This window comes from Pseudarthrobacter sp., assembly GCF_036675385.1.
GTDB lineage: Bacteria > Actinomycetota > Actinomycetes > Actinomycetales > Micrococcaceae > Arthrobacter.
The window spans coordinates 1-15,577 of sequence record NZ_JAKFFD010000224.1; the positions used below are offsets into that span (position 1 = coordinate 1).

Genomic DNA, 15,577 nt, shown 5'->3' on the forward strand with positions numbered 1-15,577 from the left:
ATACGGACGAGGGTCTCCTTCGTCATGACGTCGTTGGTGATGGTCACGGTAGCTCATCCTCTGCTTTGGGTGCTTTGCGTGCTTTGGGTGCTTCGGCGGCGGTGGCCGCCGGGGTCGGCTTGACCTGGGCAGGGACGAGATTGTCCACGCCCTTTCCGAAGTGGCGCTCAACGTAGTACTGGCCCACCATCAGGATGCTGGTGATCACCAGGTACCAGAGGGCGGCCACGATCAGCAACGGAATGGGCAGGTAGCTGCGGTTGGCGATGCCGTTGGTTGCGAAGGTCAGGTCCAGGGTGAATGGCACCGCGAGCACCAGCGAGGTGGTCTTGAGCATCCCGATGGCCTCATTGCCGGTGGGTGGCACGATGACGCGCATGGCCTGGGGCAGAATGATCCGCCACATGATTTTTGACTTGCGCATCCCCAGGGCCTCGGCGGCTTCCATCTGGCCGGAGTCGACGGACTTCAGGCCAGCCCGGAAAATTTCGGCCAGATAGGCTGACTCGTTCAGCCCCAGTCCCAGGATTGCTGCCATAAAGGCGGTGATCACGTCCTGGGTGCTGAAGCTGAACAGTTCCGGGCCGAACGGAATCCCCAGGGCGATCTTGGGATAAAGAACGGAAATGAGGCCCCAGAACACCAGCTGGGTGTAGACCGGTGTGCCGCGGAAGAACCAGACCCAGGTCCAGCTCACGCCGCGGAACAGGGGATTGTCCGACTGGCGCATGAAGGCCAGGAGAATGGCCAGCACGATGGCGATCACCATCGAGAGGACTGTCAGCAGCAGCGTCCAGCCGATGCCCTGGATGACAAGCACGTCCATGAAGTAGGTGCCGACGATGTCCCAGCGGAAATTGGTATTGGTGACCAGGCTCTGGCCCAGCATCGCGGCGAACAACAGGATGAGGACGGCGCCGGCCCAGCGGCCGGGATGGCGGACCGGAACGGCATTGATCAGTTCCGGTTTCCGGTGCGCGGCACCGGTCCTGCGGTCGCTGGTTTCGGTGGGTGCGAGGGTGCTCAATTGTCTACCGCCGGGTTCACTTCAGACTTCGTGACGGCGCCCTTGGTGTTGCTCCACGTGTCCAGGATTTTCCCGTAGGTCCCGTCGCTGATGAGTTTGTTCATGACGTTTTTCATGAGCTCGGACAGTGCGGTGTCGCTCTTAGCGACCGCGATGCCTTGCGGTGCCGCAGCGTAAACATCGCCCAGGGCCTCCAGCTTGCCGCCGGTCTGCGAGAGGGCATAGCCGATGATCGGGGAATCAGCGGCCATAGCGTCGATGCTGCCGTTCACCAGACGGGTGGTCACATCTGTCTGCGTCTTCAAGGTGACGACGTTGACGCCCGGTTTTCCGGCATCCGTGCAGGCCTTGGACCGGGCGGAGACGTCGGGCTCCTCTTGGGTGGTGCCGGTCTGCACCCCCACGGTTTTGCCGCAGATGTCATCGACGCTGAAATTCTTCGGGTTGCCCTTCTGGACGGCCCACAACGTGCCGGCATTGAAGTAGCTGACCATGTTGACGGCCTTCAGACGCTCCGCGTTGATGGTGAAGGAGGAGATTCCCAGATCGTACTTGGCACCGAGAGCGGGCAGGATTCCCGTGAATTCCGACGTCTGGACCCGGACCTTCAGGCCAAGGGTCGCCCCGATGGCCTTGGCAAAATCTACGTTGTAGCCCACCGGGGTCTGGCCATCGGCGCCGCCCAGGGATTCGGCCGGTGCGTAGGATGTGTCGGCACCCACCGTGAGGGTTCCCTTGCTCCTGATGGCCTCAGGGACGCTCGCGGCGAGGGCATCGTCCCTGGCCACAGAGGCGGGATCAAAGCCAGTGGAACCGGGGGCAGCTCCCCCCGAGGTCTGTGATGCATTGGTGCAACCGGTCAGAGAAAGAAGGCCGATGGCGAGACTCGCCAGTGCCTTTGTCCTCTTGGACGGAGAAAACGACATTGTTTACCTCTTGGTTGGTGTGGCCCATGAATGGGATTGTTTTCTGACTGACTGACTGCCTGCACGCAGGTCGGCGTGCGGGCGCGCCTGTACTGGCGCTTGGTGGATCTCCCTACCTGCTTCCCGGTCGGGATAGGTGGAAGATCAGACCAGGGGTAGGCGGGAACCGTTGAGTTCGGCGGCGGACCTGCTGAACAGGGCGGCCGAAGCGGCTCCGAGATCCTTCACATGGGTGAATCCCGGGAATTTCCGGTCGGGCTGGGAAGCCTTCATCTTGTCGTCGACGAGGGCCTTGACCACGAACACGACGGCAGCTGACCGCTGCGGTTGCCGGTTGTCCGTGCTGCCGGATTGTGAGCTGCGGAAGCCGTCGGCCACCGCCAGCGTCCAGGCCTCGGAAGCGGCCTTGATCGCCGCGTAGGCGGCACCACCTGCGGAGGGATTGGCAGCTGCCTGGGCAGACACGATGGCCAGTCGTCCCGCCGGGGACTTTTCAAGGTCGTCGTAGAAGGCGCGGCTGGTGTTTCGCAGTGTCGTCAGGACGCTGGTGTGCAGGAAGTCCCAGTCGGAGTCCTCCTGCCCCGGTATGCCGTCGCCGCCGCGCCAGCCGCCCACCAGGTGGATGAGGCCATCGAGGGGTCCAAGGTCGCGGCGGACCGTGGATGCCAGTTCCCGGACGGCCGCGGGTTCTGCGAGGTTGCAGGTGTAGCCGGTGACGTTGGGCCAGGACTGTGCAAGGTTCTGCACGCGTTCAGTGTCCAGGTCCACGGCGGCGACGCGGAATCCGGCGCCGCTGAGGGCCGATACGACGGCGGTCCCGGCCTCGCTGGTGGAGCCGGCCACCATGACGGTCCTGGGTCCGTCGGGAGCCATCATGCCGCGTCCTTGCAGCTGCTGCCGCCGTTGGGCTCGCCGGTGATTCCGGCCGTGGATTCGATGACGTTTCTCATCTTTTTCTCCAGTGCTTCGTAGAACATCGAAAGGGGGAACTCGTCATCAAGCACCTGGTCGGTCAGGCCCCGAGGAGGGCCGTCAAGGGCCAGCCCCTCGGGCCCCTTGGCCCAGAGGGATGCGGGGTTCGGGGTGACTGTGGCGCTGATGAATTCATAGGCCGCAAGCCAGTGAGCGGTTTTCGGGCGGTCAATTGACCGCCAGTACAGCTCCTCGATCCGCCTCCCGAGTTCGATAACGACCTCGGGCGCTTCCGACCAGTCGATGGAAAGTTTCGAGTCCGTCCAATGAAGCACCTTGTGCTGGTGCATCCAGGCGAAAAGGAGCTGACCGCCAAGGCCGTCGTAATTGCGGACCCGGTTTCCTGTCATCGCGAACCGGAAAATCCGGTCGAAGATGACGGCATACTGGACGAGTTTCGCGTGGTTTCGCGCCTCCGGCGGCGCGTTCTCGTCCCTCTCGATACGGACGGATTCACGGAATGCCGTCAGATCGCACCGCAGCTCTTCCAGCGTGTAGAGAAAGTACGGCATCCTCTGCTTGATCATGAACGGATCAAATGGCAGATCCCCGCGCATGTGCGTCCTGTCATGGATCAGATCCCACATCACGAAGGTTTCCATGGCCAGCTGAGGGTCTTCAAGCAGCCGCCGCGCTCCGTCGGGGAGACTGAGGGACGTGATGTCGCTGGCTGCGGCCACCACCCGCCGGAACCGCTCAGCCTCGCGATCCGCGAAAATACCGCCCCAGGTGAACTGCGGCGTTTCACGGACGGCTACGCTCTCAGGAAACAACACCGCCGAGTTCGTGTCATAGCCGGGTGTGAAGTCGATGAAGCGGATGGGTACGAACAGCGGGTTCGAATACTCCGTACCTTCGAGTTCAGCGATGAACTCCGGCCACACTACTTCGAACAGCACGGCCTCCACGAAGCGGTTTGGGCTGCCGTTCTGCGTATACATAGGGAAGACCACCAGATGCGGCAGTCCGTCGATTCGGTGCTGCTGTGGCTGGAATGCGAGCAGGGAATCCAGGAAGTCCGGGACCCCGAACGAGGAGGCAGCCCACCGCTCGAAGTCAACTTCCAGCCGGGCCAGATACTCCGCATCGTGCGGGAACGAAGGGGCCAAATCCCTGAGTGAAGCCGTGATGGTGGCGACCTCGTACAGGGCTCGGTCATGGTCCCCCGGATCAGGTATGGAGCCGTCCTTCACCTGGATCTGCTGCAGTTCTCCGGCGGCCCGTTTCAGCTCGGTCCAGGACGAATTTGAGGCAAGCAGGGCACCTATTGAGGAGCGGGATACGTGTTGTGCTTTTGTTGCAGTCATTGCTACGGCGTCCTTCCTTCTCTGTGACCCGCGTAACACTAGTGAACAGAAAGACATCTTTATCTAAAAACAATGGCACCGTAAGCAAGTCTTAGTCTAGATTCGCGAAATAGAGCTGGTGACCAAGAGTTTCCTGTGCACCCGTTCGAGGTTGGCCCTCTGCCACTCCCCCATGGCTGAACGGCTGCTTCAGGCAGGGCTGGACCAGGCGGCGCCCGCTACCCCCGTGAACCCAGCGCGCCCGTCGTCGCACTTTAACGACGGCGGCTCCTGGACGTCACCTCCCGGCGTCGTGCCTACAATAGGTGCATAAGTACGCACATATTGTTTCGATTGGGGGATCCTCATGATCGAAGTTCTGTCCGTCCGCGCCTACCGGAAGCTCTTCTCAGCCCAGATTGTTGCGTTGCTGGGGACCGGTTTGCTGACTGTGGCCCTCGGACTGCTGGCGTTCGACCTTGCAGGAGGGCAGGCCGGGGCCGTGCTCGGGACGGCGCTGACCATAAAGATGCTGGCCTACGTCTTCGTCGCGCCAGTCATGGCGGCACTGGTGGAAAAGCTGCCAAAAAAGCCGGTCCTGGTTGCAGCGGACCTGATCCGTGGCGGAATCGCCCTACTACTGCCCGCGGTGGATCAGGCCTGGCAAATCTACGTGCTGGTATTTGTCCTTCAGAGCGCCTCGGCTACGTTCACGCCGGCCTTCCAGTCCCTGATCCCCGTGGTGCTGCCCGACGAACGGCAGTACACGCGGGCCTTGTCACTCTCCCGTCTCGCGTACGACCTGGAATCCCTGGTCAGCCCGGCCCTGGCCGCAGGACTCCTGTCCGTACTTACATTCCACGAACTTTTTCTCGGCACCGTGGCGGGCTTTGTGTTCTCTGCGGCATTGGTGGTGACCACCAGACTGCCTGCAGCACCGGCGGCCCGTCAGGAAGGATCACTCTGGCACCGCACCACCCTCGGCGCGAGGATCTTCGCGAGAACGCCGGAACTGCGCGGCCTCCTGGCTTTGAACCTGGCCGTGGCGGCCGCTACATCCCTCGTGCTGGTCAACACGGTGGTCTATACCCGGGACCTGTTCGCAGGATCCAACGCCGACGTCGCCATTGCCCTGGCCTGCTACGGCGCCGGTTCGATGGCCGTCGCGCTCAGCGCACCCTGGGCGCTGGACCGGTTGGCCGACCGTTCGTTGATGATGTCCGGAGCTGCGCTTCTTGGCCTTGGCCTCGCCGGCACGTTTGTCCTGCTGGCGACAGCGGGTCCGTGGCTGATGCTGCTGGGGCTCTGGGCGGCACTCGGCGCCGGGACCTCGATGATCAGCACCCCTTCGGCCCGGCTACTGCGCCGCTCCGCAACGGAAAGCACGCGGGCCTACATCTTCACCGCCCAGTTCTCCCTCTCCCACGCGTGCTTCATCATCACCTACCCGGTAGCCGGCTGGATCGGCGCGTCCGCCGGCCAGCCCGCAGCCGCCGCCGTCCTGGCAGTGGTGGCTATGATCAGTACAGCAGCGGCCGTGAACTTCTGGCCGGTTGCCTCCAAGACCGGCCCAGAACCGGCCATCATGAAAGGGTGATCCGGTGGAAGAGGCCCAAGTCGTCACCACACCGAGCCTTCACCATTCCCGGCTCCCTGATGCCCGCCGACTGGATGCCGCCACGGCCACGTTCCGGATGCTCTCCGATCCCACCCGCCTGCACGTTCTCTGGCTCCTGACCCAGGAACCGGCCGACGTCACCACCCTGGTGGAACGCACCGGAGCCTCCCGGACCTCAGTCAGCCAGCATCTGGCCAAGCTCCGCTTCAGCGGCCTCGTCAGCACGCAGAAGGTCAGTCGCAGGGTGGTCTACAGCATCGCGGACGGCCATCTGGCCCGACTTGTCCTGGAAGGCCTGAACCACGCCGACCACACCGTCACCGGGGAACCCGGCCACGGCTGACTTTCCCGGCGGTAAGGCGAGCGCGCGGCCGCCCGCTCCCCCGAAGCTGTGGGCGTCGGCACATTGCAAAATATACCCCATGGGGGTATATTTTGGGTGTTGCCAGTGAAGTGGTTTGTCCAGGCCCGTGCAATTCCGGCCCTTACAGCCGTTCATCCCCAGCACCTCATCACACCTCTCTTGCAAAAGGACAGAACTGATATGAGTGCACCCCAGGTCCGGACCGAACTGCCCATCGTTGCAGCTGAAACTGCAGGGTGCAGTTGCTGCTCCACCCGTTCAGCGAAGCAGCTGTCACCCCAGGCAGAAGGTACGGAGTACTCCGTCACCGGCCTGACGTGCGGTCACTGTGTCCAGACCGTTGAAAAGGCAGTCTCCGCGCTCGACGGCGTGACGTCGGCCGCCGTCGAACTCGTCGCCGGCGGGGCCTCACGCCTGAGCGTCTCGGGGCCGCACACGGAGGCATCGGTCCGCGACGCCGTAGCGGCCGCCGGGTACAGCCTCACCAGCAGGTAGTCCACCCGCTGCGGTGGAATCCGATAGCGAACACCCCGTCGCACGGGCCATCGTCCGTGCCGCCCGCCAGCGGAACCTGACCATCCCGGATGCCACCGGCTTCTCGTCCCTCACCGGCCGCGGCGTCCGCACCACCGTGGACGGACGGACAGTTCGACGGCGTCAACGACTCCCCGGCCCTGGCCAGGGCTGAAGTCGGCATCGCGATCGGCGCCGGCACGGACGTGGCGATGGAATCGGCCGGCGTGGTGCTGGCCGGACGCGCCGCGTGAAACTGAATCCCGCGCAGGTACGTTGAACCACCGAACCACCCGGCAAAGGTCAACCCGGTACGGTTAAACCAAAAGGCCCGCCCACACGAGCAGGAGGAACGCCATGGCAGCAACAGCACCCGGCCCCTTCATGGCGCTCCTCCGGCGTGCAGGGCTGCTGACCGGGCTGCTCGCTGTCATCGCCGGGATTTTCGGGATGCACATTATGTCCGGCGCCCACACCATGCCCACGGCGGCCTCTGCCGGCACGGACATGACCCTGACGCAGATCCAAGGCTCCCATGCTGTACATGGGGGCCACCCGGCAGCCCAGTCCTCCACTGCCGACGCTCTGGTGGCACCCCTGGATCCGGCGGCACCGGTGTCCGGGACGGCGTCTCCCTGCACGTCTCCCGGCAGCTGCCCGGCGATGGCCGCCGGGGACGCTGCCTGCGTCCTGTCCCCGGCGAACACTTCCCTGTCGGCGCCGCTGCCCGGCACCACGCCGTTCCCGGCCTTCAACGTCACCGGTGCCGCCGTGGCCACTACCACCTATGCCTATCTGCCGGGAAGTCCTTCCCCTGGCGACCTCTGCATCAGCCGGACGTAAAACTGCCCAGCGCCGCGTCCAGTCCGGCGCACCCTGCGCAGCCACTGACGCTGCCCAGCCACCCCGCATACGCCGGGGCCGGCCACCCGGCCCCGCCACCGCACGCATCCGCAACGGCGCCTGACGCCGCTGATACTTCGAAGGACACTGATTTTGATGAAAAAGACCCTGAGTATTTCCACTCTTGCCATCGCCGCAGCGATTGCCCTGGCCGGCTGCTCCACCGGTTCCACCGGTTCCGCCGGTTCTGACGGAAGCAGCATGCCGGGCATGACCCACGGCGGCTCCGGAATGCCCTCCAGCTCCGCGCCGGCAGCTGCAGACTTCAATGAAGCCGACGCCGTGTTCGCACAGCTGATGATCCGGCACCACGCCCAGGCCGTGGAAATGTCGGACCTGATGCTGGAGAAGGAAGGCATCCCGGCGACGGTGACCAACCTGGCCACCAGAATCAAAGCTGCCCAGGGACCCGAAATCGAGAAAATGACCGCCTGGCTCAAGAGCTGGAACCGGCCCACCGAAATGCCCTCCGGCATGGCTGGCGGGCACAGCATGTCCGGCATGATGGGGCAGGAGGACATGACCGCCCTCCGTGCAGCCCAGGGCACTGAAGCGGCCAAGCTGTTCCTGACCCAGATGACCGCGCACCACGAAGGCGCCGTCACGATGGCCAAGACCGAAAGCACCGACGGCAAGTACCCCGAAGCGGTCCAGCTGGCCAAAGACATCGTGACCGCCCAGGAAACCGAAATCCAGGAAATGAAGGACCTTCTGGCCACCCTCTAGCAGCAGCCCTTGAGGCGGCGGCAGCGGCACGTGTTAAGTTGAAAGGTACGACGGGCCGCACCGGGTCCGGCGCATCGGCTGGAAAGAGAAGTTCCGTGGAATCCCCCGCATCTGCCCCCGCACCCGTGAGGATCCTGACGGTCTGCACCGGCAACATCTGCCGTTCCCCCGTGGCTGAGCGGCTGTTGCAGGCCGGGCTGGACCAGGTGATGCCGGGCGGATTCGAGGTCACCAGCGCCGGAACCCGGGCCATGGTGGGCGACCCCATGCAGCCGCTGTCCGGCGACATCGTGCGCACCTTTGGCGGGAACCCGGACGGTTTCGTCTCGCGGCAGCTGACCGGCAAGATCCTGCGCGGCGTGGACCTGGTCCTCACAATGACCTCGGGTCACCGCGGCGAAGTGCTCCAGCTGGACGCCTCCCTGCTCAAACGCACCTTCACCATCCGCGAGTTTGCCCGCATGCTCGACGTCCTGGACGAGCGTGCGGACAGTGCCGCAAACGTTCCGGTAGCGGACGACGGCGGCAGTCCCCTCAGTGCCAACACCGCCTTCTGGCGGGGGCTGCCCGCGCGCGCCGCGTCCGTCCGTCACCTGTCACTGCCCGCGGATTCCTCCGAAAACGACATCATCGACCCCTACCGGCGCAGCCCCGAGATCTACCACCAGATGGAGGACGAACTGGCCCCGGCCATCGTTTCCATTCTGCGGCACGCGCGCCTGAACGTTCCCGCCTAAACCGGCGAGCCGCCGTCGTACGTTACAGCATGGAAACGACACGCTCCGCGTTGTAGCCGGAACCGGGTCGGAGGGCGGACACTAAGTCATGGCGAGCACCCCAAGCGGTCCTGATCCGATCGGCCCCGGCAATTCCGGCCCCGAGCCTGCTGCGCCTGCCGCGCTGAAACGGCGCCGCTTGATCGCGGCGGTGCTGTCGCTGGTACTGGTTGCGGTCGTCGCCGTGTCCGCCCTGCTGTTCACCAAGCCTGCCGCGGAAGTTGCGGCCCCGGTGCCCACCATCACTGACACCGCCACGCCCACTCCGTCGGAGACGACACCGCCCCCGCCCCCGGCACCGGCCCCTCCCCCGCCGCCCGAACCCATCGCGGAACTCCCCGCGGCGCCCATGAACATCCTGGTGATCGGCAGCGACAGCCGCGCGAACGCCCGGGAGCAGGCAGCCCACACCGCAGCCACGGGCGAATCGCAGGACCACCGCGCCGACACGCTCATGCTGGTCCACATCCCGGCCGACCGCCGCAGTGTGCACGTGGTCTCCCTCATGCGGGACCTCTACATAAACATCCCCGACTACGGCTATGCCAAGATCAACACCAGCCTGCAGGTGGGCGGCATACCGCTCGCGACCCGGACGGTGGAGTCCCTGATGGGGACCCACATCGACCATACGGTGATGCTGGACTTCCACGGTTTCAAGACGCTCACCGACGGGCTGGGCGGAATCGACGTGAACGTCACCGTGCCGTTCCAGTCCACTCACGAAACGCAGCACGTCTTCACACCGGGGGTGAACCACCTCGACGGCCAGGCGGCACTGGAATTCGTCCGCGAGCGCTACGCCTTCGTCGACGGCGACTTCCAGCGGGTCCGGAACCAGCAGACGTTCCTCCGCGCCATCCTCGCCCGGCTCACCAGCGACGGCGCCCTGCGCGACGTGACTGCGGTGCGGGCCTTGGTGAATTTCGCATCCGGCTACCTCACGGTGGACCAGGGCTTTGATCCTGTGGGCGTCGCGATCCTGGCCTACGGCATGCGCGACATCGACCCCAACGCCATTGTTTCGCTCACGCTTCCGACAGCCGGGGTGGGCACGGCACCAGGAGGGGCGTCCGTGGTGTTCCCGGACTATGGCGGGATCGCCCAGGTGGCGGCTGCCATGCGCGAAGGCCGGCTGCCCGAGTACGCGGGCGGGTAGTACGCCGGGGGTGATTGCTTGGCACCAGCTGGCGGGCACCAAGTGAAACGGCCCCCGGCTGTGCCAGGGGCCGTTTCACTTGGTGACTTAACTCCGAGTGGGGTCCGGGCGCAGCGGTGCGGGCCCCGGATCCGGGACGGGCAGCGGTCCGGGAGGTTCCGGCGTCGGGATGGGGCTGGGCCTGTCCGGTCCCGGGTGGCCGGGATGGGTGGGCTCCGGACTGAAGGGGTCCGGGCCTGGTTCCGGCGGGAACGGCTCTGGTTCGTGCACTGGCGGGATGGTCATGGAACTTCCCCTCTCACGCTGGGCGGGTACGCCTTTGCGTGATCAGGATACGCCTGCCCGCCATCAACGCTCTCTCACATCCTGCAGAAATTTCCCGAACGCTCTCTCACTCCGGCTGTGAGTGCGTTCTAGTCCGACCTGCTTCTAGGCCGGACGGCGCAGTCGGACCGGGCGGGAAACCGGCGCCTTGGCTGCTTCGCCGGCTTCCCGCATCAGCGGGACGGCGAAGCTCACCACCAGGCGGGCGTTGGCGTCGTCCGTGGACCTGATGGTCAGGCTTCTGGTGCCGGGCGGCAGGGACGGGGTGAATACCTGCAGGTTGCGGGAGCCGAGGCTGGCCGAGTCCCGGAACGTGTATTGCGTGCCCCAATGGTCTTCGATGGCAATCTCCGGGATGGCTCTCCCGGCAGCGGACTCCACGTGGATGTTGACCACCAGGCACGTGCTCCAGACTTCGACGGAGAGCACCGTGAACTCTGCGCCGGGTGTCAGGTGCAGGCCGTACGTGGGCGGCAGGAGCATCTTCCGGAGGATGCCTTTCGGAATCAGGTTTCGCATCTTCGCCCCCAATATCACTAAGAGTGCTTCCAATTAGCCCGCGATTAGGACGCCCTGTCAAGGTCCCTGCTCAGCCTCCTGCGGCAACCCGCACCAGCATGGCCAGGGACGCAGAGAAGTGGTCCCCGGCGGGGCCGGGGACCACCGTATCGGAAGGGTCGCCCGCAGACTGCCGATGCGCTGTCTGGCGCTGTGGCGTGCCGAAACGGCTAACCGCCCTAAGAGGCAGATGAAAAAGAACGCGTCCGGATCCTCCCGGTAATGCCGTTTTAGCACCCGGCGGAGGGCGGTTCAAGGGGTTCCGGCCGGTAACTTAGCGGCCCGTCCGGCCCGGCTGCTCCGTTGATCTATCACTTACAGTCGTTTTGCCCCCGGTTTAGGGACCATAAGTGATAGATCAACGGGGCGGGCGAGGGCTACCCCGGTAGCGAACGGCGGCCATTTTGTCCGCCCGGCTCTATATATTGAAGGCATGACCCAGACTCCGCTGCAGGATTCCGCCACTTCGTCCGCCGCTTCCTCCCCCGCGCCGCCAGTGGCCAAGAAGGTCCCGCACGAGCGGACGCACCACGGCGACACTTTTGTGGACAACTACGAGTGGCTGCGCGAGAAGGAATCCGCGGAAGTGGTTGAGCACCTGAAGGCCGAGAACGCCTACCAGGAGGCCGTCACCGCCCACCAGGAGCCGTTGCGCGAGGCCATCTTCCAGGAAATCAAGGGCCGCACACAGGAGACAGACCTGTCTGTCCCAAACCGCAAGGACGGCTGGTGGTACTTCAGCCGCTCGGTTGAGGGCAAGGAGTACGGCATCCAGTGCCGCGTCCGCGCCCAGGACACCGGCAACCCCGTGGCCGACTGGACTCCCCCCGCAGTGGAGGCCGGCGTCGAAATCCCCGGCGAGGAAGTGCTGCTGGACGGCAACATCGAGGCCGAAGGCAAGCCGTTCTTCTCGGTGGGCGGCTCGGCCGTCACGGTGGACGGGAACCTCTACGCCTACGCCGTGGACAACGCCGGCGACGAACGTTTCACCCTCCACATCAAGGACCTCCGCACCGGGGAACTCCTCCCGGACGTCATCGAGAACATCTTCTACGGCGTCAGCTTCTCCCCCGACGGCACCCGCATTTTCTACACTGTGGTGGACGATTCGTGGCGCCCGTACCAGGTCAAGTCCCACGTCCTGGGCACGCCGGTCACCGACGATGAGGTGATTTACCAGGAGGACGACGTCGCCATGTGGCTGGGCTTTGAGCTCTCCTCTGACAGGCGCCACCTCGTGCTGGGCATCGGCTGCTCCGAATACAGCGAGACCCGCCTGCTGCGTTTCGATGACCCGACGGCGGCCCTCACCACCGTGATCTCGCGGGACGAGCGCGTCCTCTACGAGGCCGAGCCGTTCCTGCTCACCGGTCCTGACGGCGAAAAATCAGAACGTATTCTGCTCACCCACAACCGCGGGGCCATCAACTCCATGGTCTCCCTGGTGGACCCCGCCGAACTCGCCAAGCCGTTGGCCGAGCAGCACTGGAGTACCGTCGTCGAGCATTCCGACGACGTCCGCGTCAACGGTGCCGGCGTCACCTCCACGCACCTGATTGTGTCCGTCCGCAAAGACACCATCGAACGCGTCCAGGTGATGGGACTGGCCGGCCTCGGTACGCCCGCGCAGGAAGCTCCGGTGGAACCGGCGTTCGACGAGGAGCTGTACACGGCCGGCGTCGGCGGTTCGGACTACGAGGCACCGGTGATCCGGCTGGGCTACACGTCCTACTTCACACCGTCGCGCGTCTACGATTTTGTGCTGCCCACCCCGGCGCAGCCCGCCGGCGAACTGCTGCTCCGCAAGGAAAGCCCGGTGCTGGGCGGCTACGACGGCAGCGACTACGTGGCCACCCGCGAATGGGCCGACGCCGCGGACGGCACCAGGATCCCCCTGTCTGTGCTGCGCCACAGGAGCGTCAAACAGGATTCGACGGCGGCGGGCCTGGTCTACGGGTACGGCTCCTACGAGCTGAGCATGGACCCCGGTTTCGGCATTGCCCGGCTGTCGCTGTTGGACCGCGGCGTGGTGTTTGTGATCGCGCACATCCGCGGCGGCGGCGAGCTGGGCCGACACTGGTATGAGGACGGCAAGAAGCTCGCCAAGAAGAACACCTTCACCGACTTTGTGGACGCCACGGACTGGCTGGCCAAGTCCGGGTGGGTGGATCCGTCCCGGATTGCGGCGCTCGGCGGTTCCGCAGGCGGTCTGCTGATGGGCGTAGTGGCCAACCTGGCACCGGAAAAGTACGCCGCGGTGGTGGCGCAGGTGCCGTTCGTGGATGCCCTCACCACCATCCTGGACCCGGAGCTTCCGCTGTCCGCCCTGGAATGGGAGGAATGGGGCAACCCCATTACCGACCCGGACGTGTATGCCTACATGAAGTCCTATTCACCGTACGAGAACGTGCGTTCCGTTGCGTACCCCAAGGTGGCCGCGGTGACGTCCTTTAACGACACCCGCGTCCTGTACGTGGAGCCGGCCAAGTGGGTCCAGGAGCTGCGGAACAAGACCACCGGCGCCGAGCCTGTGGTGATGAAGATCGAAATGGACGGCGGCCACGGCGGCGCGTCCGGGCGCTATGTCCAGTGGCGCGAGCGGGCGTGGGACTACGCGTTCATCGCCGACTCCCTCGGCGCCAACAACCTGCTGCCAGGGGCTGGCCTCAAGTAGCCATCGATTGCTCCGTAACCGCCGTTTTGAGGGTCCAAAAGGGCGCTTACGGAGCAATCGATCGGGATCCCGCGGGCCGCGATGGCAAGCCTGGGCCGGTCAGGTGTTGGGATTCTCTGCCAGCCACTTGGCCAAGGCTTTGAGGTTGCCCCGGAGCGACCAGCCCAGGATGAAACTCACCAGCCGGGCGGGCACCTTGTCCAGGAATCCCAACCCTGACCTGACCTCAATCAGCTCCGTCAGACGCGTGCCGCCGTCGACCGGTTCCAGCATGAACGTCACGGTGACGTCGCGCTTTCCTTCGACCGAGCGGGACACCATCCGCCGGGGTGGCTGGAAGTCCGTGTACTCGACGGTCCAGTCGGAGCGCTGTCCCATGTAGCTGCTCGTGCCCCGACCTCTGGTTCCCAACCTCACCGGGCCATCACCCACCTGCCCGGACGCAACGACAAACCGATCATAGACGGCGAGGTTTTCGAACCTGGACACGAAGTCAAAGACCTCCTGCTGCGGACGGGCAATGTGGACGCTTTCTTCTACGACTGGCATGGCAATGCTCCTTGGACGCGCCCAGAGTCGGCCCGGTGGGGGCAGCTGGGGCTGAATCCGGTGTCCGTCCTCAGGCGTCGCTGCTCCCGAGCTCCGGATGCTCAGCCAGCAGTTCGGCCAGTGTCTCGAGGTTGGCACGGACGGTCCTGGCCTGGGCTTGTTCCACGAACCGGTCGGCCAGTTTGCCGAACACCCCGCCCAGGCCAGAGGCCGCATCGATCCGGAAGTTCAGGCGCGTCCCGTCACCTTCAGGTTCCAGGACATGGGTGATAGTGAATTCCAGCTTTCCTTCCACCGAGCGGGATACAAGGCGGGTTGGAGGCTGGAATTCGATGACCTCGGTTGTCCAGTCGAATTTCCTGCCCACCACCTTGCTGGCGCCCTTGACCCGGGTGCCGACCGCAACAGGCTCGGTCCCGACCGTTTCGGCATGGACCGCCGAGGAGTCCCAGACCGGAATGTTTTCGCCCTTGGACAGGAAATTGAAGACTTCCTGTGGCGGGCGGGCAATGTAGACGTTTTCTTCCACGGTGGGCATCGGATTCTCCTTGGACACACCTGTTGCCAGCCCGGCTTGGCCGGCAGCTAGGCACAGGAAAAGTCTGTCCCCGGTGTCTGAGGCCGTCAATGGCTAGTCGTTTCCCTCACTGGGACCGGGCGCGCCATTCGTCCTCGAGGATCGCGTAGACCAGCTCAGTGGCCCACTGGCCTTTGTAGTGCCATTTGTCCACCAGCCTGGCTTCCAGCCGCATGCCCAGCCGTTCGCACAAGGCGGCGGAGGCGGTATTCAGGGCGTCGAGCTTTGCCTCGATCCGGTGCATCCCCAGCTCCCCGAACCCCAGCCTCAGCACCGCATCCGCGGCCTCGGCCCCGTAGCCCTTGCCCCTCGCTGCCGGCGCCAGGCTCCATCCGATTTCGCCCTGCCCGCTGCCCGGAAGCCATTTCAGCACCACTTCGCCGAGGAGTCCCGGGCCGTCCACGGCCTCGATGGCCAGGCATATCCAGTCGCCCTCCTTCTCGAAGACGAAGTTGGCGTACTTGCCCACGGACTCCATGCACTTGGTGTAGCTCTTGGCCTCCCCCGGCAGGAAGCGGGCCGTTTCGGGCAGCGAATGGTAGGCATGGAAGGCGTCCAGGTCCGCAGCTTCGAACCGGCGCAGGACCAACCGCTCGGTGCGGATGGGCAAAGTGATCTCAGGCAT

General features: G+C 64.9%; 17 protein-coding genes. 9 read left to right on the forward strand and 8 right to left on the reverse strand.

Annotated elements, in window-relative coordinates; genetic code table 11:
• Positions 1-43 precede the first annotated feature (43 nt).
• From V6M49_RS18270 to V6M49_RS18285, 4 genes are all read right to left on the reverse strand, one after another.
• Positions 44-1,027 (reverse strand): amino acid ABC transporter permease, encoded by a 984-nt coding sequence (locus tag V6M49_RS18270; protein WP_442959759.1) that lies wholly within the window; start codon positions 1,025-1,027, stop codon positions 44-46.
• Positions 1,024-1,815 carry an ABC transporter substrate-binding protein gene (locus V6M49_RS18275; protein ID WP_332762540.1) on the reverse strand — a complete coding sequence of 264 codons (792 nt, stop codon included), beginning with the start codon at positions 1,813-1,815 and terminating at the stop codon, positions 1,024-1,026. Before V6M49_RS18275 ends, V6M49_RS18270 begins: the two co-directional genes overlap by 4 nt.
• 282 nt (positions 1,816-2,097) lie before the next feature.
• The gene (locus tag V6M49_RS18280; protein WP_332762541.1) at positions 2,098-2,829 is read right to left on the reverse strand and encodes an SDR family NAD(P)-dependent oxidoreductase; all 732 of its coding nucleotides are present in this window, start codon (positions 2,827-2,829) and stop codon (positions 2,098-2,100) included.
• A complete protein-coding gene (locus V6M49_RS18285) occupies positions 2,826-4,232 on the reverse strand; it encodes a DUF6421 family protein (protein WP_332762542.1) in 1,407 nt (468 codons plus the stop codon). Before V6M49_RS18285 ends, V6M49_RS18280 begins: the two co-directional genes overlap by 4 nt.
• Positions 4,233-4,578: 346 nt before the next feature.
• On the opposite strand from V6M49_RS18285, the gene V6M49_RS18290 reads away from it, so the two are divergent.
• The 8 genes from V6M49_RS18290 to V6M49_RS18325 all read left to right on the forward strand — a co-directional run bounded on the left by V6M49_RS18290 (position 4,579) and on the right by V6M49_RS18325 (position 10,270).
• Positions 4,579-5,808, forward strand: a complete 1,230-nt coding sequence (locus V6M49_RS18290; RefSeq protein WP_332762543.1) for an MFS transporter — start codon at positions 4,579-4,581, stop codon at positions 5,806-5,808.
• Positions 5,809-5,812: 4 nt separating this feature from the next.
• Positions 5,813-6,172, forward strand: a complete 360-nt coding sequence (locus V6M49_RS18295; RefSeq protein ID WP_332762545.1) for an ArsR/SmtB family transcription factor — start codon at positions 5,813-5,815, stop codon at positions 6,170-6,172.
• Positions 6,173-6,373: 201 nt separating this feature from the next.
• Positions 6,374-6,688, forward strand: coding sequence for a heavy-metal-associated domain-containing protein (locus V6M49_RS18300; RefSeq protein WP_141141448.1), 315 nt, complete (start codon positions 6,374-6,376; stop codon positions 6,686-6,688).
• A gap of 89 nt (positions 6,689-6,777) precedes the next feature.
• Positions 6,778-6,960, forward strand: a complete 183-nt coding sequence (locus tag V6M49_RS19960; protein ID WP_442959760.1) for a hypothetical protein — start codon at positions 6,778-6,780, stop codon at positions 6,958-6,960.
• Between the two features lie 103 nt (positions 6,961-7,063).
• A complete protein-coding gene (locus tag V6M49_RS18310) occupies positions 7,064-7,549 on the forward strand; it encodes a hypothetical protein (RefSeq protein ID WP_141141449.1) in 486 nt (161 codons plus the stop codon).
• A gap of 156 nt (positions 7,550-7,705) precedes the next feature.
• A complete protein-coding gene (locus V6M49_RS18315; RefSeq protein WP_141141450.1) occupies positions 7,706-8,335 on the forward strand; it encodes a DUF305 domain-containing protein in 630 nt (209 codons plus the stop codon).
• 95 nt (positions 8,336-8,430) lie between these two features.
• Positions 8,431-9,072, forward strand: a complete 642-nt coding sequence (locus V6M49_RS18320; protein ID WP_141141451.1) for an arsenate reductase/protein-tyrosine-phosphatase family protein — start codon at positions 8,431-8,433, stop codon at positions 9,070-9,072.
• 88 nt (positions 9,073-9,160) lie between these two features.
• Complete coding sequence (locus V6M49_RS18325) at positions 9,161-10,270, forward strand: LCP family protein (protein ID WP_332762549.1); 1,110 nt, start codon at positions 9,161-9,163, stop codon at positions 10,268-10,270.
• Positions 10,271-10,699: 429 nt separating this feature from the next.
• Here the strand turns inward: V6M49_RS18325 and V6M49_RS18330 are convergent, their stop codons facing one another.
• Positions 10,700-11,113, reverse strand: a complete 414-nt coding sequence (locus V6M49_RS18330; protein WP_141141454.1) for a hypothetical protein — start codon at positions 11,111-11,113, stop codon at positions 10,700-10,702.
• Positions 11,114-11,585: 472 nt separating this feature from the next.
• Between V6M49_RS18330 and V6M49_RS18335 the strand changes: the two genes are divergently transcribed.
• Positions 11,586-13,826: a S9 family peptidase gene (locus V6M49_RS18335; protein WP_332762551.1), complete on the forward strand. Its 2,241-nt coding sequence runs from the start codon at positions 11,586-11,588 to the stop codon at positions 13,824-13,826.
• A 99-nt stretch (positions 13,827-13,925) separates the two neighbouring features.
• Here the strand turns inward: V6M49_RS18335 and V6M49_RS18340 are convergent, their stop codons facing one another.
• The 3 genes from V6M49_RS18340 to V6M49_RS18350 all read right to left on the reverse strand — a co-directional run bounded on the left by V6M49_RS18340 (position 13,926) and on the right by V6M49_RS18350 (position 15,577).
• Positions 13,926-14,375 carry an SRPBCC family protein gene (locus tag V6M49_RS18340; RefSeq protein ID WP_332762552.1) on the reverse strand — a complete coding sequence of 150 codons (450 nt, stop codon included), beginning with the start codon at positions 14,373-14,375 and terminating at the stop codon, positions 13,926-13,928.
• A 70-nt stretch (positions 14,376-14,445) separates the two neighbouring features.
• Positions 14,446-14,913, reverse strand: coding sequence for an SRPBCC family protein (locus V6M49_RS18345; protein WP_332762553.1), 468 nt, complete (start codon positions 14,911-14,913; stop codon positions 14,446-14,448).
• Between the two features lie 106 nt (positions 14,914-15,019).
• Positions 15,020-15,577: a GNAT family N-acetyltransferase gene (locus tag V6M49_RS18350; protein WP_332762555.1), complete on the reverse strand. Its 558-nt coding sequence runs from the start codon at positions 15,575-15,577 to the stop codon at positions 15,020-15,022.

Excerpts from the sequence above, each read along its gene's own strand:
- V6M49_RS18280 (WP_332762541.1), bottom strand. The coding sequence starts at position 2,829 with ATGATGGCTCCCGACGGACCCAGGACCGTCATGGTGGCCGGCTCCACC.
- V6M49_RS18285 (WP_332762542.1), bottom strand. The coding sequence starts at position 4,232 with ATGACTGCAACAAAAGCACAACACGTATCCCGCTCCTCAATAGGTGCC.
- V6M49_RS18290 (WP_332762543.1), top strand. The coding sequence starts at position 4,579 with ATGATCGAAGTTCTGTCCGTCCGCGCCTACCGGAAGCTCTTCTCAGCC.
- V6M49_RS18300 (WP_141141448.1), top strand. The coding sequence starts at position 6,374 with ATGAGTGCACCCCAGGTCCGGACCGAACTGCCCATCGTTGCAGCTGAA.
- V6M49_RS19960 (WP_442959760.1), top strand. The coding sequence starts at position 6,778 with ATGCCACCGGCTTCTCGTCCCTCACCGGCCGCGGCGTCCGCACCACCG.
- V6M49_RS18310 (WP_141141449.1), top strand. The coding sequence starts at position 7,064 with ATGGCAGCAACAGCACCCGGCCCCTTCATGGCGCTCCTCCGGCGTGCA.
- V6M49_RS18315 (WP_141141450.1), top strand. The coding sequence starts at position 7,706 with ATGAAAAAGACCCTGAGTATTTCCACTCTTGCCATCGCCGCAGCGATT.
- V6M49_RS18325 (WP_332762549.1), top strand. The coding sequence starts at position 9,161 with ATGGCGAGCACCCCAAGCGGTCCTGATCCGATCGGCCCCGGCAATTCC.
- V6M49_RS18330 (WP_141141454.1), bottom strand. The coding sequence starts at position 11,113 with ATGCGAAACCTGATTCCGAAAGGCATCCTCCGGAAGATGCTCCTGCCG.
- V6M49_RS18335 (WP_332762551.1), top strand. The coding sequence starts at position 11,586 with ATGACCCAGACTCCGCTGCAGGATTCCGCCACTTCGTCCGCCGCTTCC.
- V6M49_RS18340 (WP_332762552.1), bottom strand. The coding sequence starts at position 14,375 with ATGCCAGTCGTAGAAGAAAGCGTCCACATTGCCCGTCCGCAGCAGGAG.
- V6M49_RS18345 (WP_332762553.1), bottom strand. The coding sequence starts at position 14,913 with ATGCCCACCGTGGAAGAAAACGTCTACATTGCCCGCCCGCCACAGGAA.
- V6M49_RS18350 (WP_332762555.1), bottom strand. The coding sequence starts at position 15,577 with ATGCCTGAGATCACTTTGCCCATCCGCACCGAGCGGTTGGTCCTGCGC.